Source organism: Ureibacillus thermosphaericus (assembly GCF_012396605.1).
In the GTDB taxonomy this organism is placed as follows: Bacteria; Bacillota; Bacilli; order Bacillales_A; family Planococcaceae; genus Ureibacillus; species Ureibacillus thermosphaericus.
This window is the reverse complement of the sequence record NZ_JAAXPW010000037.1, coordinates 1-17,236: the sequence shown is the minus strand read 5'-3', so window position 1 is coordinate 17,236 and position 17,236 is coordinate 1. Positions and strand designations below refer to the sequence as shown.

Annotated in this window: 26 protein-coding genes; 1 reads left to right on the top strand and 25 read right to left on the bottom strand. The window is 37.6% G+C overall.

Going from position 1 to position 17,236, the window contains the following annotated elements; genetic code table 11:
* Positions 1–20: 20 nt before the first annotated feature.
* From rpmD to HF990_RS12530, 24 genes are all read right to left on the bottom strand, one after another.
* Positions 21–203: a 50S ribosomal protein L30 gene (rpmD, locus tag HF990_RS12645; RefSeq protein ID WP_016839386.1), complete on the bottom strand. Its 183-nt coding sequence runs from the start codon at positions 201–203 to the stop codon at positions 21–23.
* Positions 204–215: 12 nt separating this feature from the next.
* Positions 216–716, bottom strand: a complete 501-nt coding sequence (gene rpsE / locus HF990_RS12640; RefSeq protein WP_016839385.1) for a 30S ribosomal protein S5 — start codon at positions 714–716, stop codon at positions 216–218.
* A 21-nt stretch (positions 717–737) separates the two neighbouring features.
* Positions 738–1,097 (bottom strand): 50S ribosomal protein L18, encoded by a 360-nt coding sequence (gene rplR, locus HF990_RS12635; protein WP_168412721.1) that lies wholly within the window; start codon positions 1,095–1,097, stop codon positions 738–740.
* 32 nt (positions 1,098–1,129) lie between these two features.
* Positions 1,130–1,669, bottom strand: a complete 540-nt coding sequence (rplF, locus tag HF990_RS12630; protein WP_016839383.1) for a 50S ribosomal protein L6 — start codon at positions 1,667–1,669, stop codon at positions 1,130–1,132.
* Between the two features lie 30 nt (positions 1,670–1,699).
* Complete coding sequence (rpsH, locus tag HF990_RS12625; RefSeq protein WP_016839382.1) at positions 1,700–2,098, bottom strand: 30S ribosomal protein S8; 399 nt, start codon at positions 2,096–2,098, stop codon at positions 1,700–1,702.
* 32 nt (positions 2,099–2,130) lie between these two features.
* Positions 2,131–2,316, bottom strand: a complete 186-nt coding sequence (locus HF990_RS12620) for a type Z 30S ribosomal protein S14 (RefSeq protein ID WP_016839381.1) — start codon at positions 2,314–2,316, stop codon at positions 2,131–2,133.
* An 18-nt stretch (positions 2,317–2,334) separates the two neighbouring features.
* On the bottom strand, positions 2,335–2,874 hold the full coding sequence (rplE, locus tag HF990_RS12615; RefSeq protein WP_016839380.1) for a 50S ribosomal protein L5: 540 nt from the start codon (positions 2,872–2,874) through the stop codon (positions 2,335–2,337).
* Positions 2,875–2,901: 27 nt separating this feature from the next.
* Positions 2,902–3,210, bottom strand: coding sequence for a 50S ribosomal protein L24 (rplX, locus tag HF990_RS12610; RefSeq protein WP_016839379.1), 309 nt, complete (start codon positions 3,208–3,210; stop codon positions 2,902–2,904).
* 37 nt (positions 3,211–3,247) lie between these two features.
* Entirely contained in the window at positions 3,248–3,616 is a 369-nt protein-coding gene (gene rplN / locus HF990_RS12605) for a 50S ribosomal protein L14 (protein ID WP_016839378.1), read from the bottom strand.
* Positions 3,617–3,660: 44 nt separating this feature from the next.
* Positions 3,661–3,924, bottom strand: coding sequence for a 30S ribosomal protein S17 (gene rpsQ / locus HF990_RS12600; protein ID WP_016839377.1), 264 nt, complete (start codon positions 3,922–3,924; stop codon positions 3,661–3,663).
* Between the two features lie 18 nt (positions 3,925–3,942).
* Positions 3,943–4,143, bottom strand: coding sequence for a 50S ribosomal protein L29 (gene rpmC, locus HF990_RS12595; protein WP_016839376.1), 201 nt, complete (start codon positions 4,141–4,143; stop codon positions 3,943–3,945).
* Positions 4,133–4,567, bottom strand: a complete 435-nt coding sequence (rplP, locus tag HF990_RS12590) for a 50S ribosomal protein L16 (RefSeq protein ID WP_016839375.1) — start codon at positions 4,565–4,567, stop codon at positions 4,133–4,135. Before rplP ends, rpmC begins: the two co-directional genes overlap by 11 nt.
* 2 nt (positions 4,568–4,569) lie before the next feature.
* Entirely contained in the window at positions 4,570–5,226 is a 657-nt protein-coding gene (gene rpsC / locus HF990_RS12585) for a 30S ribosomal protein S3 (protein ID WP_016839374.1), read from the bottom strand.
* A gap of 2 nt (positions 5,227–5,228) precedes the next feature.
* Positions 5,229–5,576 (bottom strand): 50S ribosomal protein L22, encoded by a 348-nt coding sequence (gene rplV / locus HF990_RS12580; protein ID WP_016839373.1) that lies wholly within the window; start codon positions 5,574–5,576, stop codon positions 5,229–5,231.
* A gap of 22 nt (positions 5,577–5,598) precedes the next feature.
* Positions 5,599–5,877 (bottom strand): 30S ribosomal protein S19, encoded by a 279-nt coding sequence (rpsS, locus tag HF990_RS12575; RefSeq protein ID WP_016839372.1) that lies wholly within the window; start codon positions 5,875–5,877, stop codon positions 5,599–5,601.
* A gap of 60 nt (positions 5,878–5,937) precedes the next feature.
* Positions 5,938–6,768 carry a 50S ribosomal protein L2 gene (gene rplB, locus HF990_RS12570; protein ID WP_016839371.1) on the bottom strand — a complete coding sequence of 277 codons (831 nt, stop codon included), beginning with the start codon at positions 6,766–6,768 and terminating at the stop codon, positions 5,938–5,940.
* Between the two features lie 46 nt (positions 6,769–6,814).
* Entirely contained in the window at positions 6,815–7,099 is a 285-nt protein-coding gene (rplW, locus tag HF990_RS12565; RefSeq protein WP_016839370.1) for a 50S ribosomal protein L23, read from the bottom strand.
* On the bottom strand, positions 7,099–7,722 hold the full coding sequence (gene rplD, locus HF990_RS12560; protein ID WP_016839369.1) for a 50S ribosomal protein L4: 624 nt from the start codon (positions 7,720–7,722) through the stop codon (positions 7,099–7,101). Before rplD ends, rplW begins: the two co-directional genes overlap by 1 nt.
* A 26-nt stretch (positions 7,723–7,748) precedes the next feature.
* Positions 7,749–8,381: a 50S ribosomal protein L3 gene (gene rplC, locus HF990_RS12555; RefSeq protein WP_016839368.1), complete on the bottom strand. Its 633-nt coding sequence runs from the start codon at positions 8,379–8,381 to the stop codon at positions 7,749–7,751.
* A 41-nt stretch (positions 8,382–8,422) separates the two neighbouring features.
* Positions 8,423–8,731: a 30S ribosomal protein S10 gene (gene rpsJ, locus HF990_RS12550; RefSeq protein ID WP_016839367.1), complete on the bottom strand. Its 309-nt coding sequence runs from the start codon at positions 8,729–8,731 to the stop codon at positions 8,423–8,425.
* A 475-nt stretch (positions 8,732–9,206) separates the two neighbouring features.
* The gene (locus HF990_RS12545; protein ID WP_016839366.1) at positions 9,207–11,168 is read right to left on the bottom strand and encodes an FtsX-like permease family protein; all 1,962 of its coding nucleotides are present in this window, start codon (positions 11,166–11,168) and stop codon (positions 9,207–9,209) included.
* Positions 11,155–11,919 carry an ABC transporter ATP-binding protein gene (locus tag HF990_RS12540; RefSeq protein WP_016839365.1) on the bottom strand — a complete coding sequence of 255 codons (765 nt, stop codon included), beginning with the start codon at positions 11,917–11,919 and terminating at the stop codon, positions 11,155–11,157. The genes HF990_RS12545 and HF990_RS12540 overlap by 14 nt, the downstream gene beginning before the upstream one ends.
* A gap of 103 nt (positions 11,920–12,022) precedes the next feature.
* Entirely contained in the window at positions 12,023–13,015 is a 993-nt protein-coding gene (locus HF990_RS12535) for a sensor histidine kinase (RefSeq protein WP_168412720.1), read from the bottom strand.
* Entirely contained in the window at positions 13,012–13,689 is a 678-nt protein-coding gene (locus HF990_RS12530) for a response regulator transcription factor (protein ID WP_016839363.1), read from the bottom strand. Before HF990_RS12530 ends, HF990_RS12535 begins: the two co-directional genes overlap by 4 nt.
* A 161-nt stretch (positions 13,690–13,850) precedes the next feature.
* On the opposite strand from HF990_RS12530, the gene HF990_RS12525 reads away from it, so the two are divergent.
* On the top strand, positions 13,851–14,738 hold the full coding sequence (locus HF990_RS12525; RefSeq protein ID WP_016839362.1) for a LysR family transcriptional regulator: 888 nt from the start codon (positions 13,851–13,853) through the stop codon (positions 14,736–14,738).
* Positions 14,739–14,792: 54 nt separating this feature from the next.
* Here HF990_RS12525 and HF990_RS12520 read toward each other — a convergent pair whose 3' ends face one another.
* Positions 14,793–16,976: a malate synthase G gene (locus HF990_RS12520; protein ID WP_168412719.1), complete on the bottom strand. Its 2,184-nt coding sequence runs from the start codon at positions 16,974–16,976 to the stop codon at positions 14,793–14,795.
* Between the last annotated feature and the right edge of the window lie 260 nt (positions 16,977–17,236).

The following is a 17,236-nucleotide window of genomic DNA, read 5'->3' as shown; positions in this document are numbered from 1 at the left end:
CTTGTACATTTTATAAATCATTAAATTTCTTTAACTGATACTAAGTGTGACACTTTATTAATCATACCACGAATAGCTGGATTATCTGCATGTTCTACAGTAGAATTAACCTTTTTTAAGCCTAAAGCTTCAACTGTTTTACGTTGTTTTTCATTAGCTCCGATTACAGATCTTTTGAGGGTGATTTCTAATTTGTTAGCCATGATTATCCCCCCTTATCCTAATAGCTCTTCTACTGTTTTACCACGAAGTTTTGCAACTTCTTCAGCACGTTTTAATTGTTTTAATCCCTCAACTGTAGCACGTACCATATTGATTGGTGTGTTAGAACCTAGAGATTTTGAAAGGATATCCGTAATTCCTGCTAACTCAAGTACTGCACGTACTGGTCCACCAGCGATTACTCCAGTACCTTCAGAAGCAGGTTTCATTAAAATTTCTCCTGCACCGAAGTGACCAATTACCTCGTGTGGAATAGTTCCACCTACACGTGGTACTTCGATTAAGTTTTTCTTCGCATCTTCTACAGCTTTACGAATCGCATCTGGTACTTCTTGAGCTTTACCAGTACCAAATCCTACATGACCGTTTTTATCTCCTACTACTACTAAAGCTGAGAAGCGGAAGCGACGTCCACCTTTAACAACTTTCGCAACGCGGTTAATCGTTACAACGCGTTCTTCAAGTTCCAGTTTGCTTGCGTCAATACGACTCATGAAGTATGTCCCTCCTTCTTATTAAAATTGTAAACCGTTTTCGCGTGCAGCATCTGCTAATGCTTTTACACGTCCATGATATAAATAACCACCACGGTCAAATACAACTGTAGTAATATTTTTCTCTAATGCACGTTTTGCGATCAATTCGCCAACTTTTGCTGCAGCCTCTTTATTGTTGCCAGCACCTTCAAAATCTTTTTCTAATGTTGAAGCACTAACAAGTGTATGTCCTGCAACATCGTCAATGATTTGTGCGTAAATGTTTTTGTTAGAACGGTAAACGTTTAAACGTGGACGTTCAGGTGTACCGTGGATTTTTGTACGCACGCGTGCATGACGTTTTTTACGAACTTTATTTTTATCTAGTTTCGTAATCACAGTGGTCACTCCTTTCTAACGCTTAGCTAGCATTATTTACCTGTTTTACCTTCTTTACGACGTACATATTCGCCTTCGTAACGAATACCTTTACCTTTATATGGTTCAGGTGGACGTACAGCGCGAATGTCAGCTGCGAATGCACCTACACGTTCTTTATCAATTCCTTTAACAACAACTTTTGTATTTGAAGGAACTTCAATTTCGATACCTGGTTCAGCAGTGAATTCAACAGGATGTGAGTAACCAACGTTTAATACAAGTTTTTTCCCTTGTAATTGAGCACGGTACCCAACCCCAATAAGTTCTAAAGAACGAGAGAATCCTTCAGATACACCTTTCACCATGTTTGCAAGTAACGCACGAGTTGTACCGTGGATTGTACGGTGTTCTTTTGAATCAGAAGGGCGAACAACAGTAATTACGTTGCCTTCTTGCTCGATTTTCATATCTTGATTGAATTGACGAGTTAGTTCGCCTTTCGGTCCTTTTACTGTTACAGTGTTGTCCTCAGCAACTGTTACTGTAACGTTAGCAGGAACTTCGATCGGTTTTTTACCTACACGAGACATTTCATTGCACCTCCATTCACAAATTACTTATTACCAAACGTAAGCTAAAACTTCTCCGCCCACTTTTTTAGCACGTGCTTCTTTATCAGTTAACACGCCTTGAGAAGTTGAAAGAATTGCGATACCTAAGCCGTTTAACACTTTTGGAATTTCGTCAGTTTTCGCATATACGCGTAAACCTGGTTTAGAAATACGTTTTAATCCAGTAATTAAACGTTCGTTATTTTTTCCATATTTTAAGAAAATACGGATGATACCTTGTTTGTTGTCATCGATATATTCAACGTCACGGATGAAGCCTTCTCGCTTAAGGATTTCAGCGATTTCCTTTTTAATGTTGGAAGCCGGTACTTCTAACTTTTCGTGACGAACCATGTTCGCATTACGGATGCGAGTTAGCATATCTGCAATTGGATCTGTCATTGTCATATTCTTATTACCTCCTTCCCATTTTTTGGGGATTACCAGCTAGCTTTTTTCACACCAGGAATTTGTCCTTTATATGCAAGTTCACGGAAACAAATACGGCAAAGTTTAAATTTACGATATACAGAGTGTGGACGACCACAGCGTTCACAACGTGTGTATTCTTGTACTTTAAACTTAGGTTTACGTTTTTGTTTAACGATCATTGATTTTTTTGCCACGTTTTCGCCCTCCTTTTATTATTTTTGGAACGGCATACCGAATTGTGTCAATAACTCGCGAGCTTCTTCATCAGAGTTCGCTGTCGTTACGATCACGATATCCATACCGCGCACTTTTGAAACTTTATCGTAATCGATTTCAGGGAAAATCAATTGTTCTTTAACACCTAAAGTGTAGTTTCCACGACCATCAAACGCTTTTTTAGAAACACCGCGGAAGTCGCGTACACGCGGAAGTGCGATAGAAATTAATTTATCAAGGAAATCATACATACGTTCACCACGTAATGTAACTTTTGCACCAATTGGCATCCCTTCACGTAAACGGAATCCAGCGATTGATTTTTTCGCTCTAGTAACAACAGGTTTTTGACCAGTAATAATAGCTAGTTCTTCAACTGCAGCATCTAATGCTTTAGAGTTTTGTACTGCGTCACCAACACCCATGTTAACTACGATTTTTTCAACTTTTGGAACTTGCATGATTGATTTATATCCAAACTTGCTCATTAAAGCAGGAACTACTTCGTTGTTGTATTTTTCTTTTAGGCGGTTCATGTTTGTACCTCCTTTCAAAATTTCTTATTAGTCGATTACTGCACCAGATTTTTTTGCAACACGAACTTTTTTGCCATTTTCGATTTTATAACCTACACGAGTCGGCTCGCCAGTTTTTGGATCGATTAGCATAACGTTCGAAACGTGGATTGGTGCTTCTTGGCTTACAATACCACCTTGTGGGTTTAATTGATTAGGTTTTACGTGTTTTTTAACGATGTTTACACCTTCAACAATTACCCGATCTTTTTTTGGAAAAGCAGCAAGTACGATACCTTCTTTACCTTTGTCTTTTCCTGTAATAACTTTTACTTTGTCGCCCTTTTTAACATGCATTATGTGTCGCACCTCCTTAATTGGTACTATCAGATAATTAAAGAACTTCTGGAGCTAGGGAAATGATTTTCATAAAGTTGTTATCGCGTAACTCACGTGCAACCGGTCCGAAAATACGAGTACCACGCGGTGACTTATCGTCTCTGATGATAACGCATGCGTTTTCGTCAAATTTAATGTAAGTGCCATCTTTACGGCGAACACCAGATTTAGTACGTACTACAACGGCTTTTACAACGTCACCTTTCTTAACAACGCCTCCTGGTGTTGCTTTCTTAACTGTGCAAACGATAATATCACCGATGTTTGCAGTTTTACGACCAGAACCACCAAGCACTTTAATTGTTAACACTTCACGTGCACCTGAGTTGTCAGCAACTTTTAAACGAGATTCTTGTTGGATCACTTAGGTTACCTCCCTTCGGAATTCACGTATTTTCCGAATTTCTATTAAATAATAACCGCTTTTTCTACTACTTCTACAAGACGGAAATGCTTTGTAGCTGATAGCGGGCGTGTTTCCATAATGCGTACGATGTCACCGACTTTTGCTTCGTTGTGCTCATCGTGAGCTTTGAATTTTTTAGAATACTTTACACGCTTGCCGTATAATTTGTGTTTTTTGTAAGTTTCAACTAGGACAACGATTGTTTTGTCCATTTTGTCTGAAACTACACGGCCAGTGTAAACTTTGCGCTGTTTACGCTCAGTCATATTAGCGGACCTCCTTTATCAGTTATCTCCACTGATTTCTCTTTCACGAATCACAGTTTTCATACGCGCAATCGCTTTACGAACTTCACGAATGCGAGCTGTGTTTTCTAATTGACCAGTCGCCAATTGGAAGCGAAGGTTGAAAAGCTCTTCTTTCAGTGATTTAACTTTTAATTCGATTTCAGAAGTGGCAAGTTCACGGATTTCTTTAGCTTTCATTAGAATCACCACCAGTTTCTTGACGTTTCACAATTTTACATTTCACAGGAAGTTTATGTGATGCCAAACGAAGCGCTTCGCGTGCAACTTCTTCAGAAACACCTGCAACTTCGAACATAACTTTTCCTGGTTTTACTACAGCTACCCAACCTTCTGGAGAACCTTTACCGGAACCCATACGTACCTCAAGAGGTTTTTTCGTATAAGGTTTGTGTGGGAAAATTTTAATCCAAACTTTACCGCCACGTTTCATGTAACGAGTCATCGCAATACGAGCGGCTTCAATTTGACGGTTAGTGATCCAGCTAGCAGTTTGAGCTTGAAGACCCCATTCACCAAATTGTACTTCACGACCGCCTTTTGCTTGACCGCGCATTTTACCACGATGTTCGCGACGATATTTAACACGTTTTGGCATTAACATAATTATTTTCCTCCTTCCGCAGAGTTTTTCTTCGTAGGAAGGACCTCACCACGATAAATCCATACTTTTACACCTAATTTTCCGTATGTTGTATCTGCTTCTGCGTGAGCGTAATCGATGTCTGCACGAAGCGTATGAAGTGGTACAGTTCCTTCACTATAATGTTCTGCACGTGCGATATCCGCACCGCCTAAACGACCAGATACTTGCGTTTTAATCCCTTTTGCTCCTGCGCGCATAGTGCGTTGAATCGCTTGTTTTTGAGCACGACGGAATGAAACACGGTTTTCAAGTTGACGAGCGATATTTTCTGCAACTAATTTTGCATCAAGATCCGCTTTTTTAATTTCAACGATGTTGATGTGTACACGTTTACCAGTGATATCGCTTAAGTATTTACGTAAGTTTTCTACTTCCGTACCACCTTTACCGATTACCATCCCTGGCTTTGCAGTGTGAATCGTAATGTTCACTCGATTTGCAGCACGTTCGATTTCAACTTTGGAAATCGCTGCTTCTTTTAAAGTAGTTTCGATATATTTACGGATTTTGATATCTTCGTGAAGTAATTCAGCGTAGTCTTTTTCAGCGTACCATTTTGACTCCCAATCACGAATGATACCAATTCGCAATCCGTTTGGATGTACTTTTTGACCCAAAATTAACCCTCCTTCTTCTCAGATACCACTACAGTGATGTGGCTTGTGCGTTTATTAATTGCGCTTGCACGTCCTTGCGCACGTGGACGATAACGTTTTAATGTTGGTCCTTCATCAACATAAATTTCAGAAATGTATAAGTTGTTTGGATCTAATTCGTAATTGTGCTCAGCATTTGCAACTGCAGATTTTAATACTTTCTCAACGACTGGAGACGCCGCTTTTGGAGTATGACGTAAAATTGCAACTGCTTCTCCTACTTGCTTGCCTCTAATTAAATCTACTACTAAGCGCACTTTACGAGGGGCAATTCGGACTGTGCGAGCAACGGCTTTAGCTTTTGTTGTCATCAGGATCTACCTCCTCTCAAAATTAGCGTCTTGTTTTTTTGTCATCCGCACCGTGACCTTTATAAGTACGAGTTGGTACGAACTCGCCTAGTTTGTGACCTACCATATCTTCTGTGATGTATACCGGAACATGTTTGCGTCCATCATAAACCGCAATTGTTAGTCCGATGAAGTTAGGGAAGATCGTAGAACGGCGAGACCAAGTTTTAATTACTTGTTTTTTGTCTAGACCTTGTTGTGCTTCTACCTTTTTCATTAAATGTTCATCACAAAATGGTCCTTTTTTCAAGCTGCGACCCATTTAGTAACCTCCCTCCGTGATTTCACCACGGCTCTTCGCTCGAACCGTAGCTTTATCACATTATTTTTTACGTCCACGAATAATTAATTTATCAGATTTATTACGTTTCTTACGTGTCTTGTATCCAAGAGCTGGTTTACCCCATGGTGTCATTGGTGATTTGCGACCGATTGGTGCTTTACCTTCACCACCACCGTGTGGGTGATCATTAGGGTTCATTACAGAACCGCGAACTGTAGGGCGTTTACCTAACCAACGAGAACGACCCGCTTTACCGATGTTTACTAATTCGTGAGATTCGTTACCCACTTGACCGATTGTTGCGCGGCAAGTAGCTAATACTAAACGAACTTCACCAGATTGAAGACGTACGATTACGTATTTTCCTTCACGTCCAAGTACTTGCGCAGATGCACCAGCAGAGCGTACTAATTGTCCACCTTTACCTGGTTTTAATTCGATATTGTGAACTGTAGTACCCATTGGGATGTTTGCTAATGGTAAAGCATTACCTACTTTAATATCAGCATCTGGACCAGAAATAATTTCTTGACCTACTTTTAATCCTTTTGGTGCAATAATATAACGTTTTTCACCATCAACATAGTTAATTAATGCGATGTTAGCAGAACGGTTTGGATCGTATTCGATTGTAGCAACGCGTCCTGGAATGCCATCTTTATCACGTTTGAAATCGATGATACGGTATTGGCGTTTATGTCCACCACCGTGATGACGAACAGTAATTTTACCCTGGTTGTTACGACCAGCTTTGCGTTTTAAAGGCGCTAATAATGATTTTTCCGGTTTATCCGTTGTGATTTCCGCAAAGTCAAATGATGTCATGTTACGACGACCATTTGAGGTTGGTTTATACTTTTTAATCGCCATGTTGTTTCCCTCCTTCTTTAAATGTCAAAACGAACTCATTTTACAATTAGAAATCGAATAATTCAATTTCTTTGCTATCAGGTGTTAATGTTACGATTGCTTTACGACGTCTGTTTGTTAATCCTTGGAATTTACCTACACGTTTTACTTTACCTTTGTAGTTCATGATGTTGACTTTAGCCACTTTTACGCCGAAGATTTCTTCTACTGCATCTTTCACTTGTGTTTTGTTCGCACGAAGATCAACTTCGAAAGTGTACTTTTTATCAGCCATCAGTTCAGAAGAACGCTCAGTAATGACAGGACGTTTAATTACATCACGTGCATCCATTATCCAAGCACCTCCTCAACTTTTTCTACTGCAGCTTTCGTGAATACAACTTTGTCATGACCTAATAAATCAAGAACGTTGATTCCAGAAGCTGTTAAAACTGTTACGCCTGGGATGTTACGTGCGGATAATGCCACGTTTTCATCTAATTCAGCTGTAACGAATAATGCTTTTGATTCGATTTTTAAGTTACCTAAAATTTCTTTGAAGTCTTTTGTTTTAGGTGCATCTAATTTCAATGCATCTAACACTAGGAAGTTTTGCTCGTTCACTTTAGCAGATAATGCAGATTTAAGAGCTAAACGACGAACTTTTTTAGGTAATTTATAGCTATAGCTTCTTGGTTGTGGTCCGAATACAGTACCACCACCACGCCATTGTGGAGAACGGATAGATCCTTGACGAGCACGACCTGTTCCTTTTTGGCGCCATGGTTTTCTACCACCACCAGAAACTTCAGAGCGGTTTTTTACTTTATGTGTACCTTGACGTAGAGATGCGCGTTGAGCGATTACTGCGTCGAATAATACTGCTTCGTTTGGTTCGATACCGAAAATCTCATCATTCAATTCGATTTCTCCAACAGAAGCACCTGTTTGACTAAGTACAGTTACCTTTGTCATTCCTGTTTCCTCCTTTCTTCAAGAAATTAGTTAGATTTTTTAACAGCTGCTTTTACTGTTACTAAAGATTTTTTAGAACCAGGAACATTACCTTTTACTAGTAGTAAGTTACGTTCAGTATCCACTTTAACAATTTGTAAGTTTTGGATAGTTACTGTATCTCCACCAGTTTGACCAGGTAAAGCTTTTTGTTTAAATACTCGGTTTGGAGCAATAGGTCCCATTGAACCTGGACGACGGTGGTAACGAGAACCGTGAGACATTGGTCCACGAGATTGGCCGTGGCGTTTAATTACACCTTGGAACCCTTTCCCTTTTGTTACTCCTGTTACATCTACCCAATCGCCTTCTGCGAAAATATCTACTTTGACTTCTTGACCAACTTCATACTCATCTAAGTTTACTCCACGAATTTCACGAATGAAGCGCTTAGGAGCAGTATTCGCTTTTGCTACGTGTCCTTTTTCCGGTTTGTTAGCAAGCTTTTCGCGCTTATCTTCGAAACCAAGTTGGATTGCTTCGTAGCCATCGTTTTCAACAGTTTTCTTTTGAAGTACAACGTTTGGAGTTGCTTCAATTACTGTTACTGGTATTAAATCGCCGTTCTCAGCAAAAACTTGCGTCATACCGATTTTTCTACCTAAGATTCCTTTGGTCATTTGTCACACCTCCTGTGATAATTAAAAGTTTTATTTTACTATTAAAGTTTGATTTCGATGTCAACGCCAGACGGTAAATCAAGTTTCATTAACGCATCAACTGTTTGAGGAGTTGGGTTAATGATGTCGATTAAACGTTTGTGAGTGCGCATTTCGAATTGTTCGCGTGAATCTTTATACTTGTGAACAGCTCGAAGGATTGTGTACACAGTTTTTTCCGTTGGTAACGGAATCGGACCTGATACACTTGCGCCTGAACGTTTAGCAGTTTCAACAATTTTTTCAGCGGATTGATCTAATACTCTGTGATCATACGCTTTTAAACGAATACGAATCTTTTGTTTTGCCATTATTTTCCCTCCTTTATCGCCTAATTACTAGACATTCTCCACGGAAATTTCCCACACACTCGCCATGGCAAAGCGGCCGGGTGTGTCGGCAACCTCCCGCTTCATCGCAGTCAAAGACCAACATTCAACATTATATACAATAAAATAGTTGTTAGCAAGTGTTTTCTCGAATTTTATTGGTCTTTCAAGTTTTGCACTCCCTAAACTGTTTTATAGTATATAAGAGGAGATTATATAAATCAACTCCAATAAAATTCTGAAAATTCCCCGCTACCTTACATTAAAATATATAGCTGCCCTTTCATAAAATTAAACATGTTTCCTATTATAAATAGGAACATATTTTTTAACTAACAAAAATACTTTGCAGCAATTAAGATGAATGCGAAAAAAAGTGGTCGGCCAAAAGATTTTGCCAACCACTTGATCATGGAGTCTAAAAATTAATCTCTACCTATTTAATTGTTTCCTATCTTTATAATGCTTCTTTTACTATTTTTTTATAATACAAAACAGATAATATGCCAAATACCGTGTACATCGCTACATAGAATATGTTGATAATCATCATTGGCGTAGTCATCTCTGAACCAAACAGCCACCAGCCGGATTTCACTGCAAAGTAACTGTGAAGAAGTCCAATCATAAGCGGCATGCCGAAGTTAAACAATTGTTTTACATAAATTCCGCGCATTAACTCACCATTGGAAAATCCGATTTTCCGCAAAATTGTATAGGAATCTCTTTCATCTTCCGCTTCACCCATTTGTTTAAAGTAAAGAATGCTTCCTGTTGTCAATAAAAATGCCAATCCCAAAAATCCTGTTACAAAAATACTCATTCCACTAATAGCTATATTCTCATCGTAATATTCTTTATAAGTTTTTAGATTTGCATATTGAATGACATTACTTTCCCTCAAGTTCTTAAATATTATCTCTGCCCTTTCTCGGTCTTTTTCTTTTGCTAAATTAATACCAATTTGAGTTGAAATAGCAGGGTTTTGAGCTTTTTCTAATTCATGAAATAATTCATCTTTCACAATCAACACAGGCGAACTATCACTTGCTAACACTGATAGAAAAAATTCATCCTCTCTTACTTCTTTAATAAATAAAGAGTAATTCTTCTCACTTGTTTTTACATTAATTTTCTTTTTGCTTTCCAACGGCAGTAATTTAGATAATACATTTGAGTAGCTTGTCATCATGATTTCCCCATCTTTCAAATGGACATCCGGATTTATTTTTTTGTAATCTGATAGAGGAACGGCAGCTGTTACCACCTCTTGATTGACATTTATATACTCAGCATTTTTTTCATCTAAATTAAATAAATCAGACATTTTAATATTTACGTTAGAAATATGAAAAGTTGTTTTTTCATATTCAATTCCTTCTGCCTTTAGCTGTTCTAAAAAATCATTTCCGTTATTATTAAGTAAGATATAATCAAATGGAGAAGATTGTTTTGCATTGGATTCTGAAGAGTAGTAAGAAATATAAGACAGCGTCATAATCCCGACGGCTAATCCTGTCAACACAGTAATCAATGTAAGAGAACTAGCATTTCCCTTCATGCGGTGCATAATTGTTGTAACACCTAAAACATCTGTTATTTTTAAATGTCCCTTTTTGCTTTTCCGGATTAAGTTCATGATAAGTGCCACGGAATATCGGAAAAATAAATAGGTGCCTAAAATTGTTGAACCTAGAATAAGCAACATATTGACCAACAAGTTGTTTGTTGTGGCACCCTCCACGCTGAACAATCTTGTAGAATCGTAATACCCATATGCAATTAAACCAATTCCTATGATTCCCATAATCATATGGAAAATGCTGAACTTTTTAATTCGTTCATCGGCTTTTTTTGCTGCATTAAATAGCGATAACAGCGATGCTTTCCGAATCATAATAAAAATTTGAATCAAGACCACCACTAATAGAAGAGCAAAAATAATGATCGATTTTGAAAAAGCAGTCATGGAAAAAGATAAACTGACAATTGCGTCGTTTAACATTAACTTCATTAAAATCATCGCAAAAAAACGAGAAGTTAAAAATCCCCAAACCATCCCGATTCCTACAGCCAACGTGAACAATACTACATTTTCAATCAATAATAACCGAAAGATCAAACCTTTAGTCATTCCGATTAATTGATATAAGCCAATTTCTTTACTGCGGCGTTTCATAAATAATTGGTTCGCGTAAAGAATAAAAAAAATCAAAATAAAATATAAAACATACGTAATGGATTCAAAACCTGCCGTTGCGGTACCGCTTGCTTCCAACGCCGCGGTAACAGAAGGGTTATAGTGTATGGTGATGAACGAAAAGCAAAGGGTCACACTAAAAATTAATGCAAAGAAGTATAAGTAATAATGCTTTATGTTCTTCTTCATACTTTTAAAAACTAAATTAGTTAACGTCATATCCATCACCGCCAAGCACTCTTTGGGTATTCAAAATATCTTGGAAAAACGCCTGTCTCGTTTTATCCCCTTTATAGAGCTCCGTATAAATTTGACCGTCTTTCAAGAACAACACTCGACTACAGAAGCTTGCTGCCACTGCATCGTGGGTCACCATCATGATGGTTGCTCCTCTTTCCTTATTGATGTTTTCCAAATTTGTCAGTAATGCCGTCGCCGCTTTAGAATCAAGCGCCCCTGTCGGCTCATCGGCAAAAACGATAGATGGTTCAGTAATAAGAGCTCTTGCAGCAGATGTTCTCTGCTTTTGTCCGCCGGATATTTCATTCGGATATTTACTTAAAATGTCTTTGATTCCTAAATATTCGACGAGCATTGCTAAACGCTTCTCTGCCGCGTTTTTTGATACTTTGCCAACAGATAACGGCAGCAGAATATTCTCTTTTACCGTTAACGTATCAAGCAAATTATAATCTTGAAAGATGAACCCTAAATGTTCCCGGCGAAATTTTGCCAAATCCCGTTCTTTCATCTTTTGTAACGGTTTCCCGTTGATTTCAACAATTCCTTCTGTTGGATAATCTATGGAACAAAGGACATTTAATAAAGTTGTTTTACCCGAACCGGATGGCCCCATGATACCAACGAATTCTCCTTCATGTACTTCCAGGTCAATCCCTTTTAACACTTCTTGTTGTAACGTACGTTTTCCATAGGTTTTTCTTATTTTTCTTGCCACTAAAACAGCCATTTCGTCAACCCCTTGTATTGATTCCTTACTAAATTGTACCCTTTCAGTACCTTACAATCGTTCGATTTTCGTGACAAATAAAAAATGGTAAATGACAATTTTGTCACATACCATAAGATTGAATGTATTGATTTTCAAGAGGAAATTGGATTGTAAAAGTTGTGCCGGCACCCACTTGTGAATCTACCTTCAGCGTAAGCCCAAGTTTTTCAGCCGCTTCCTTTGCCAAGTATAGACCCATCCCTGTCGCAGCGATTGTTTCCCTTCCGATCGTTCCTGTATAGGACCGTTGGAAAATACGGGGCAAGTCTTCAGCTCGAATCCCAACTCCGAAGTCTTGTATATGTAATAATAGATGCCCCTCTTGATTCCGAGTTGTAAATATGTGAATTTCACTATTTTCATGGCTGTACTTCACAGCATTAGAAAAAATTTGGCGAATAATGAACCCAAGCCATTTGGCATCTGTTGTCACGGTCTTTTGCAAATTCTTCGTTTCAACACCAATCCCTTTTTCAATACACCATGAACGAAAATCTTTAATTTGTTGATGAACGACTGTTTCCAAACAAACCTTTTCCAGCCGGTTATCTTTTTCAATCGTTGAAAGCCTTGTTTCATGGATTTTTTGATCAAGCAACAAAAATATGCGAACCCATTCTTTTTCAATCTTCTCTCTTAACGCATAAGGTTCTACTTGTTCCACGATTAATTTCATGGCAGTCATCGGCGATTTCATTTCATGCACCCACGCCAGCATCTGATCTTGCTGTTCAAGCATTTCCATTTTTATTTGATGAAGTCTATAATCTATTTCTTCATATTGTTGTTGGAAATGTTCCATGTACATTTGCTGGAAAGGAGAAAGCAGCTCTTTATTGATTGGTTGCTCATAGATAGCTTTTAGCTGCTTTGTTTCTCTTCCATAACGCCAAATTAAGAAAAGAAGAAAGAATAAAAGATTCATGATGTTTACATATATGATGGATATATTTGATATGCCGCTATCGATGAAAAACAATCCATTCAGCCATATTTGCATAAACAGGAAGAATAAAATCCACGATCTTCTTTCTTTTAAAAATAGTCCAATCATTTTGTCACCGCCATGTAGCCAAGTCCTTTTTTCGTTACAATGGTTTCCGATAAACCAATTTCATCTAATCGCTGTCGCAATCGATTGACATTGACCGTTAACGTATTATCATTCACAAATCGCTCGTCATCCCATAATTTACGCATTAGCTCATCACGAGAAACAATTTTGTCAACAGAAGCTAATAATGTCTTCAAAATAAACAATTCGTTTTTCGTCAATTCTATCACTTTCTCACCGTATTGAATGGTTCCTCTGTCATAATCAATAATTGCACCATTCCATCTCACAACATGTTGCATATTCTCCCCATAATCATAAGTTCTTCTTAATATCGCCTGTACTTTTGCTAGCAATACTTCCATATGAAAAGGTTTTTGCACAAAATCATCCGCCCCCATTTGCATAGCCATTACCATATCCATTGGATGGTCTCTAGATGATAAAAATATAATTGGCACTTTTGAGATGGCACGAATTTCACGGCACCAATGAAAACCATCAAATGCGGGGAGTTGAATATCAATGATGACTAGATGTGGCTGCACGTTTAAAAAATCATCTAGCACTTGTTGAAAATCTTTTGGTCCTACTACTTCCATCGACCATTGGTTAAAACGTTCCCTTATTGAATTGAAAATGGATTGATCGTCCTCTATTAAAAATATTTTCATCCTTTCATCCTTTCACATACATAAAATTTTTATATTATATTGTAATATATTTTGCACTTTGTTTAAGAAAATCAATTTTATTCTCTTTTTATGAGAAATATGTATGTAAATTAGTATAATGGAACAAAGAACAAATAGTGCGTAAAAAGGAGATGTTTGTAGTGGACATCCGCCAAATCGAGTATTTTACAGAAGTAGCCAAACATTTGAGTTTCACGAAAGCTGCTTCCACTTTACACGTATCACAACCATCCATTAGTAAAGCCATTCAAAATTTAGAAGCCGAACTCGGTGTACCTTTATTTTACCGTTCTTCAAAACAATTGGAGTTGACGGATGCAGGAAAGGCGGTATTAGCAAATGCACAACATGTATTAGCCGCCTTTAAAAATTTACGTTCAGAATTAACGGATTTAATGGAGTTGAAAAAAGGAGAAATTCGTATTGGAATTCCACCGATTGTAGGTGTGGAGTTTTTTTCAAAATTAATTAGTTTATATAAAGAAAAGTATCCTTATATTGAAATTAAACTAACGGAAGTTGGGACGAAAAAAATTCGGCAAGGGGTAGAAGAAGGAGAATTGGATATAGGACTCATTTGTAATTTATGTGCTCCAAACGATCAATTAGAATCTATTAGTATATTAAAAGATCCGTTAATGTTAATTGTTCATAAAGACCATCCACTTGCTACATTGTCATCCGTTGAAATGTCCCGGTTAGAGAAAGAAGATTTTATTATATATCGCAAAGATTTTACATTGTACGATCGCATTATAGAAGAATGTTCAAAAAATGGGTTCTACCCTACAATAGCTTGTGAATCATCACAGAAAGATTTAATCGTTGAGATGGTGGCTGCTAAAGTAGGGATTGCGTTACTTCCAAAAAAAATATGTGAAAAACTTCAAAATGAAAAAATTGTTTCAATTCCTTTCAAACATGAAAATCTTTTTCTAGAGTTAGGATTGACTTGGAAAAAGAATAAATATTTATCTTTCGCTGTAAGAGAATTTATTGAATTAGCCCAGCAATTTATTACGAAATAAAAAAGACATCCTTCCAAAATTCTTATCTATTTTGGAAGGGATGTCTTTTTATAATTAGTTTGTACTTACAACGCCATATTTTTGTTTCGCTTCAAGGCGTCGCTTATGAAGGATTGGTTCAGTATAACCATTTGGTTGCTCATATCCTTTGAAAATGAGGTCGCAAGCTGCTTGGAAACCAACAGACTCTTCGAAGTTTGGAGCCATTGGGCGATAGTTTGGATCATCAGCATTTTGTTTATCCACCACTACAGCCATACGTTTAAGCGTTTCATACACTTGTTCTTTTGTCACAATTCCATGATGTAGCCAGTTTGCGATATGTTGGCTGGAAATACGAAGTGTTGCACGGTCTTCCATTAATCCAATATCGTTAATGTCTGGTACTTTTGAACATCCAACTCCTTGTTCTACCCAGCGAATTACGTATCCTAAAATTCCTTGACAGTTGTTGTCCAACTCTTCTTGAATTTCTTCTGGGCTCCAGTTTGGATTTTTCTCTACAGGAATTTGAAGAATATCATCTTGTAAATCTTCAAAGTCAGTAATACCTCTTTGAACTTCTTTTACATCTACTAAATGATAGTGGATGGCATGCAACGTTGCAGCTGTTGGTGATGGTACCCAAGCTGTATTGGCTCCTGCTTTTGGATGAGCGATTTTTTGCTCTAGCATTGCAGCCATTAAGTCAGGCATTGCCCACATTCCTTTACCAATTTGGGCACGGCCTTGTAAACCGCAATTTAATCCTACGAATACATTTGATCTTTCATATGCATTTAACCAAACAGAAGATTTCATTTCATTTTTGCGAATCATTGGACCTGCTTCCATTGATGTATGAATTTCATCACCTGTTCTATCTAAGAATCCCGTGTTAATGAAGACAATCCGTTCTTTTACTTCTTTAATGCAATTTTTTAAGTTTAGAGACGTACGACGTTCTTCATCCATTACACCAACCTTTAATGTGTAACGCTCAAGCCCAATTAAATCTTCAATTCTACCAAATAATTTGTTTGTAAATGCTACTTCTTTTGAACCGTGCATTTTTGGTTTTACAATATAAATAGAGCCTTTTTTCGAATTTTTGTATTTTGTTTTACCTAATATATCAAGTTTAGCAATTAAGCTCGTAATGACACCATCCATAATTCCTTCTGGGATTTCTTCTCCATTTTTATCTAAAATGGCGTTTGTTGTCATTAAGTGGCCTACATTGCGGACAAACATTAATGAGCGACCTGGTAATGTAATGTCTTCACCGTTAACCCCTTTATACGTGCGGTCAGGATTTAACGTACGAGTCATTATTTTCGAACCTTTTTCAAAAGTAGCTGATAAATCTCCTCTAATTAATCCTAACCAGTTGCTGTATACTTCTACTTTATCTTCTGCATCAACTGCAGCAACAGAGTCCTCACAGTCCATTATTGTCGTCACAGCTGATTCTAAAATAATGTCCTTAATACCAGCCGGATCTGATTTTCCTACAGGATGATTTCGATCGATTACAATTTCAATGTGCAGGTCATTATTCTTTAATAGAACAACAGAAGGTTCTTCTGGCGACCCGTTATACCCCACAGCTTTTGATTCATCCACAAGTCCTGTTTCATTGCCATTTGAAAGTGTAGCAACTAGCTTTCCGTTTACAATCGCATATTTTGTAACATCTAAATGAGTTGCATCTTTTAAAGGAACTGCTTGATCTAAAAACTTCTTCGAATATTCAATTACTTTCTGGCCACGAACTGGATTGTAGCTGTTTCCTTTCTCCGCTCCATCTTCCTCGCTAATGGCATCAGTACCGTATAATGCATCGTAAAGGCTTCCCCAACGAGCATTGGCAGCGTTTAGGGCATAACGTCCATTGTTTACTGGTACAACTAATTGAGGACCAGCTTGAAACGAAATTTCTTCGTCAACGTTTTCAGTTGTAATATGGTAGTCTTCTACTTTCGGTTCAATGTAGCCGATATCTTCAAGGAATTTTTTATATTGATCGAAATGAAAGTGATCTTTATTTTCTTTATGCCAGTTATGAATTGCCTCTTCTAATTCTCTTCGCTTTTCAAGAAGTTCTTTATTTTCCGGCGTTAAGTCATGAATTAATGTATCAAATCCTGCCCAAAATTCATCTTTATTTACTTCTGCATCAGGCAAAACTTGCTCATTTACAAAATCGTATAACACTTTTTCTACTTGTAAATTCCCCACTGTAACGTAATTTGCCATAATACCGCATCCCCCTCAATAATTCGAACAATGATTTTGAAGATTCCAAAATCTCCTTAATAATATTATAAGGGGGAAAGAGCATATAAATGAAATACATATTTTGAATAAACAATATTCACTTTAGCTATAGAAAAAAATCGAGTAGGAGGGAGCGATTAACTCCCGTCCTCTCACACCACCGTACGTACGGTTCCGTATACGGCGGTTCAATTAAGATGATTGACGCAAGTCTTTATAACTTCCGTGAATAGCTGTTC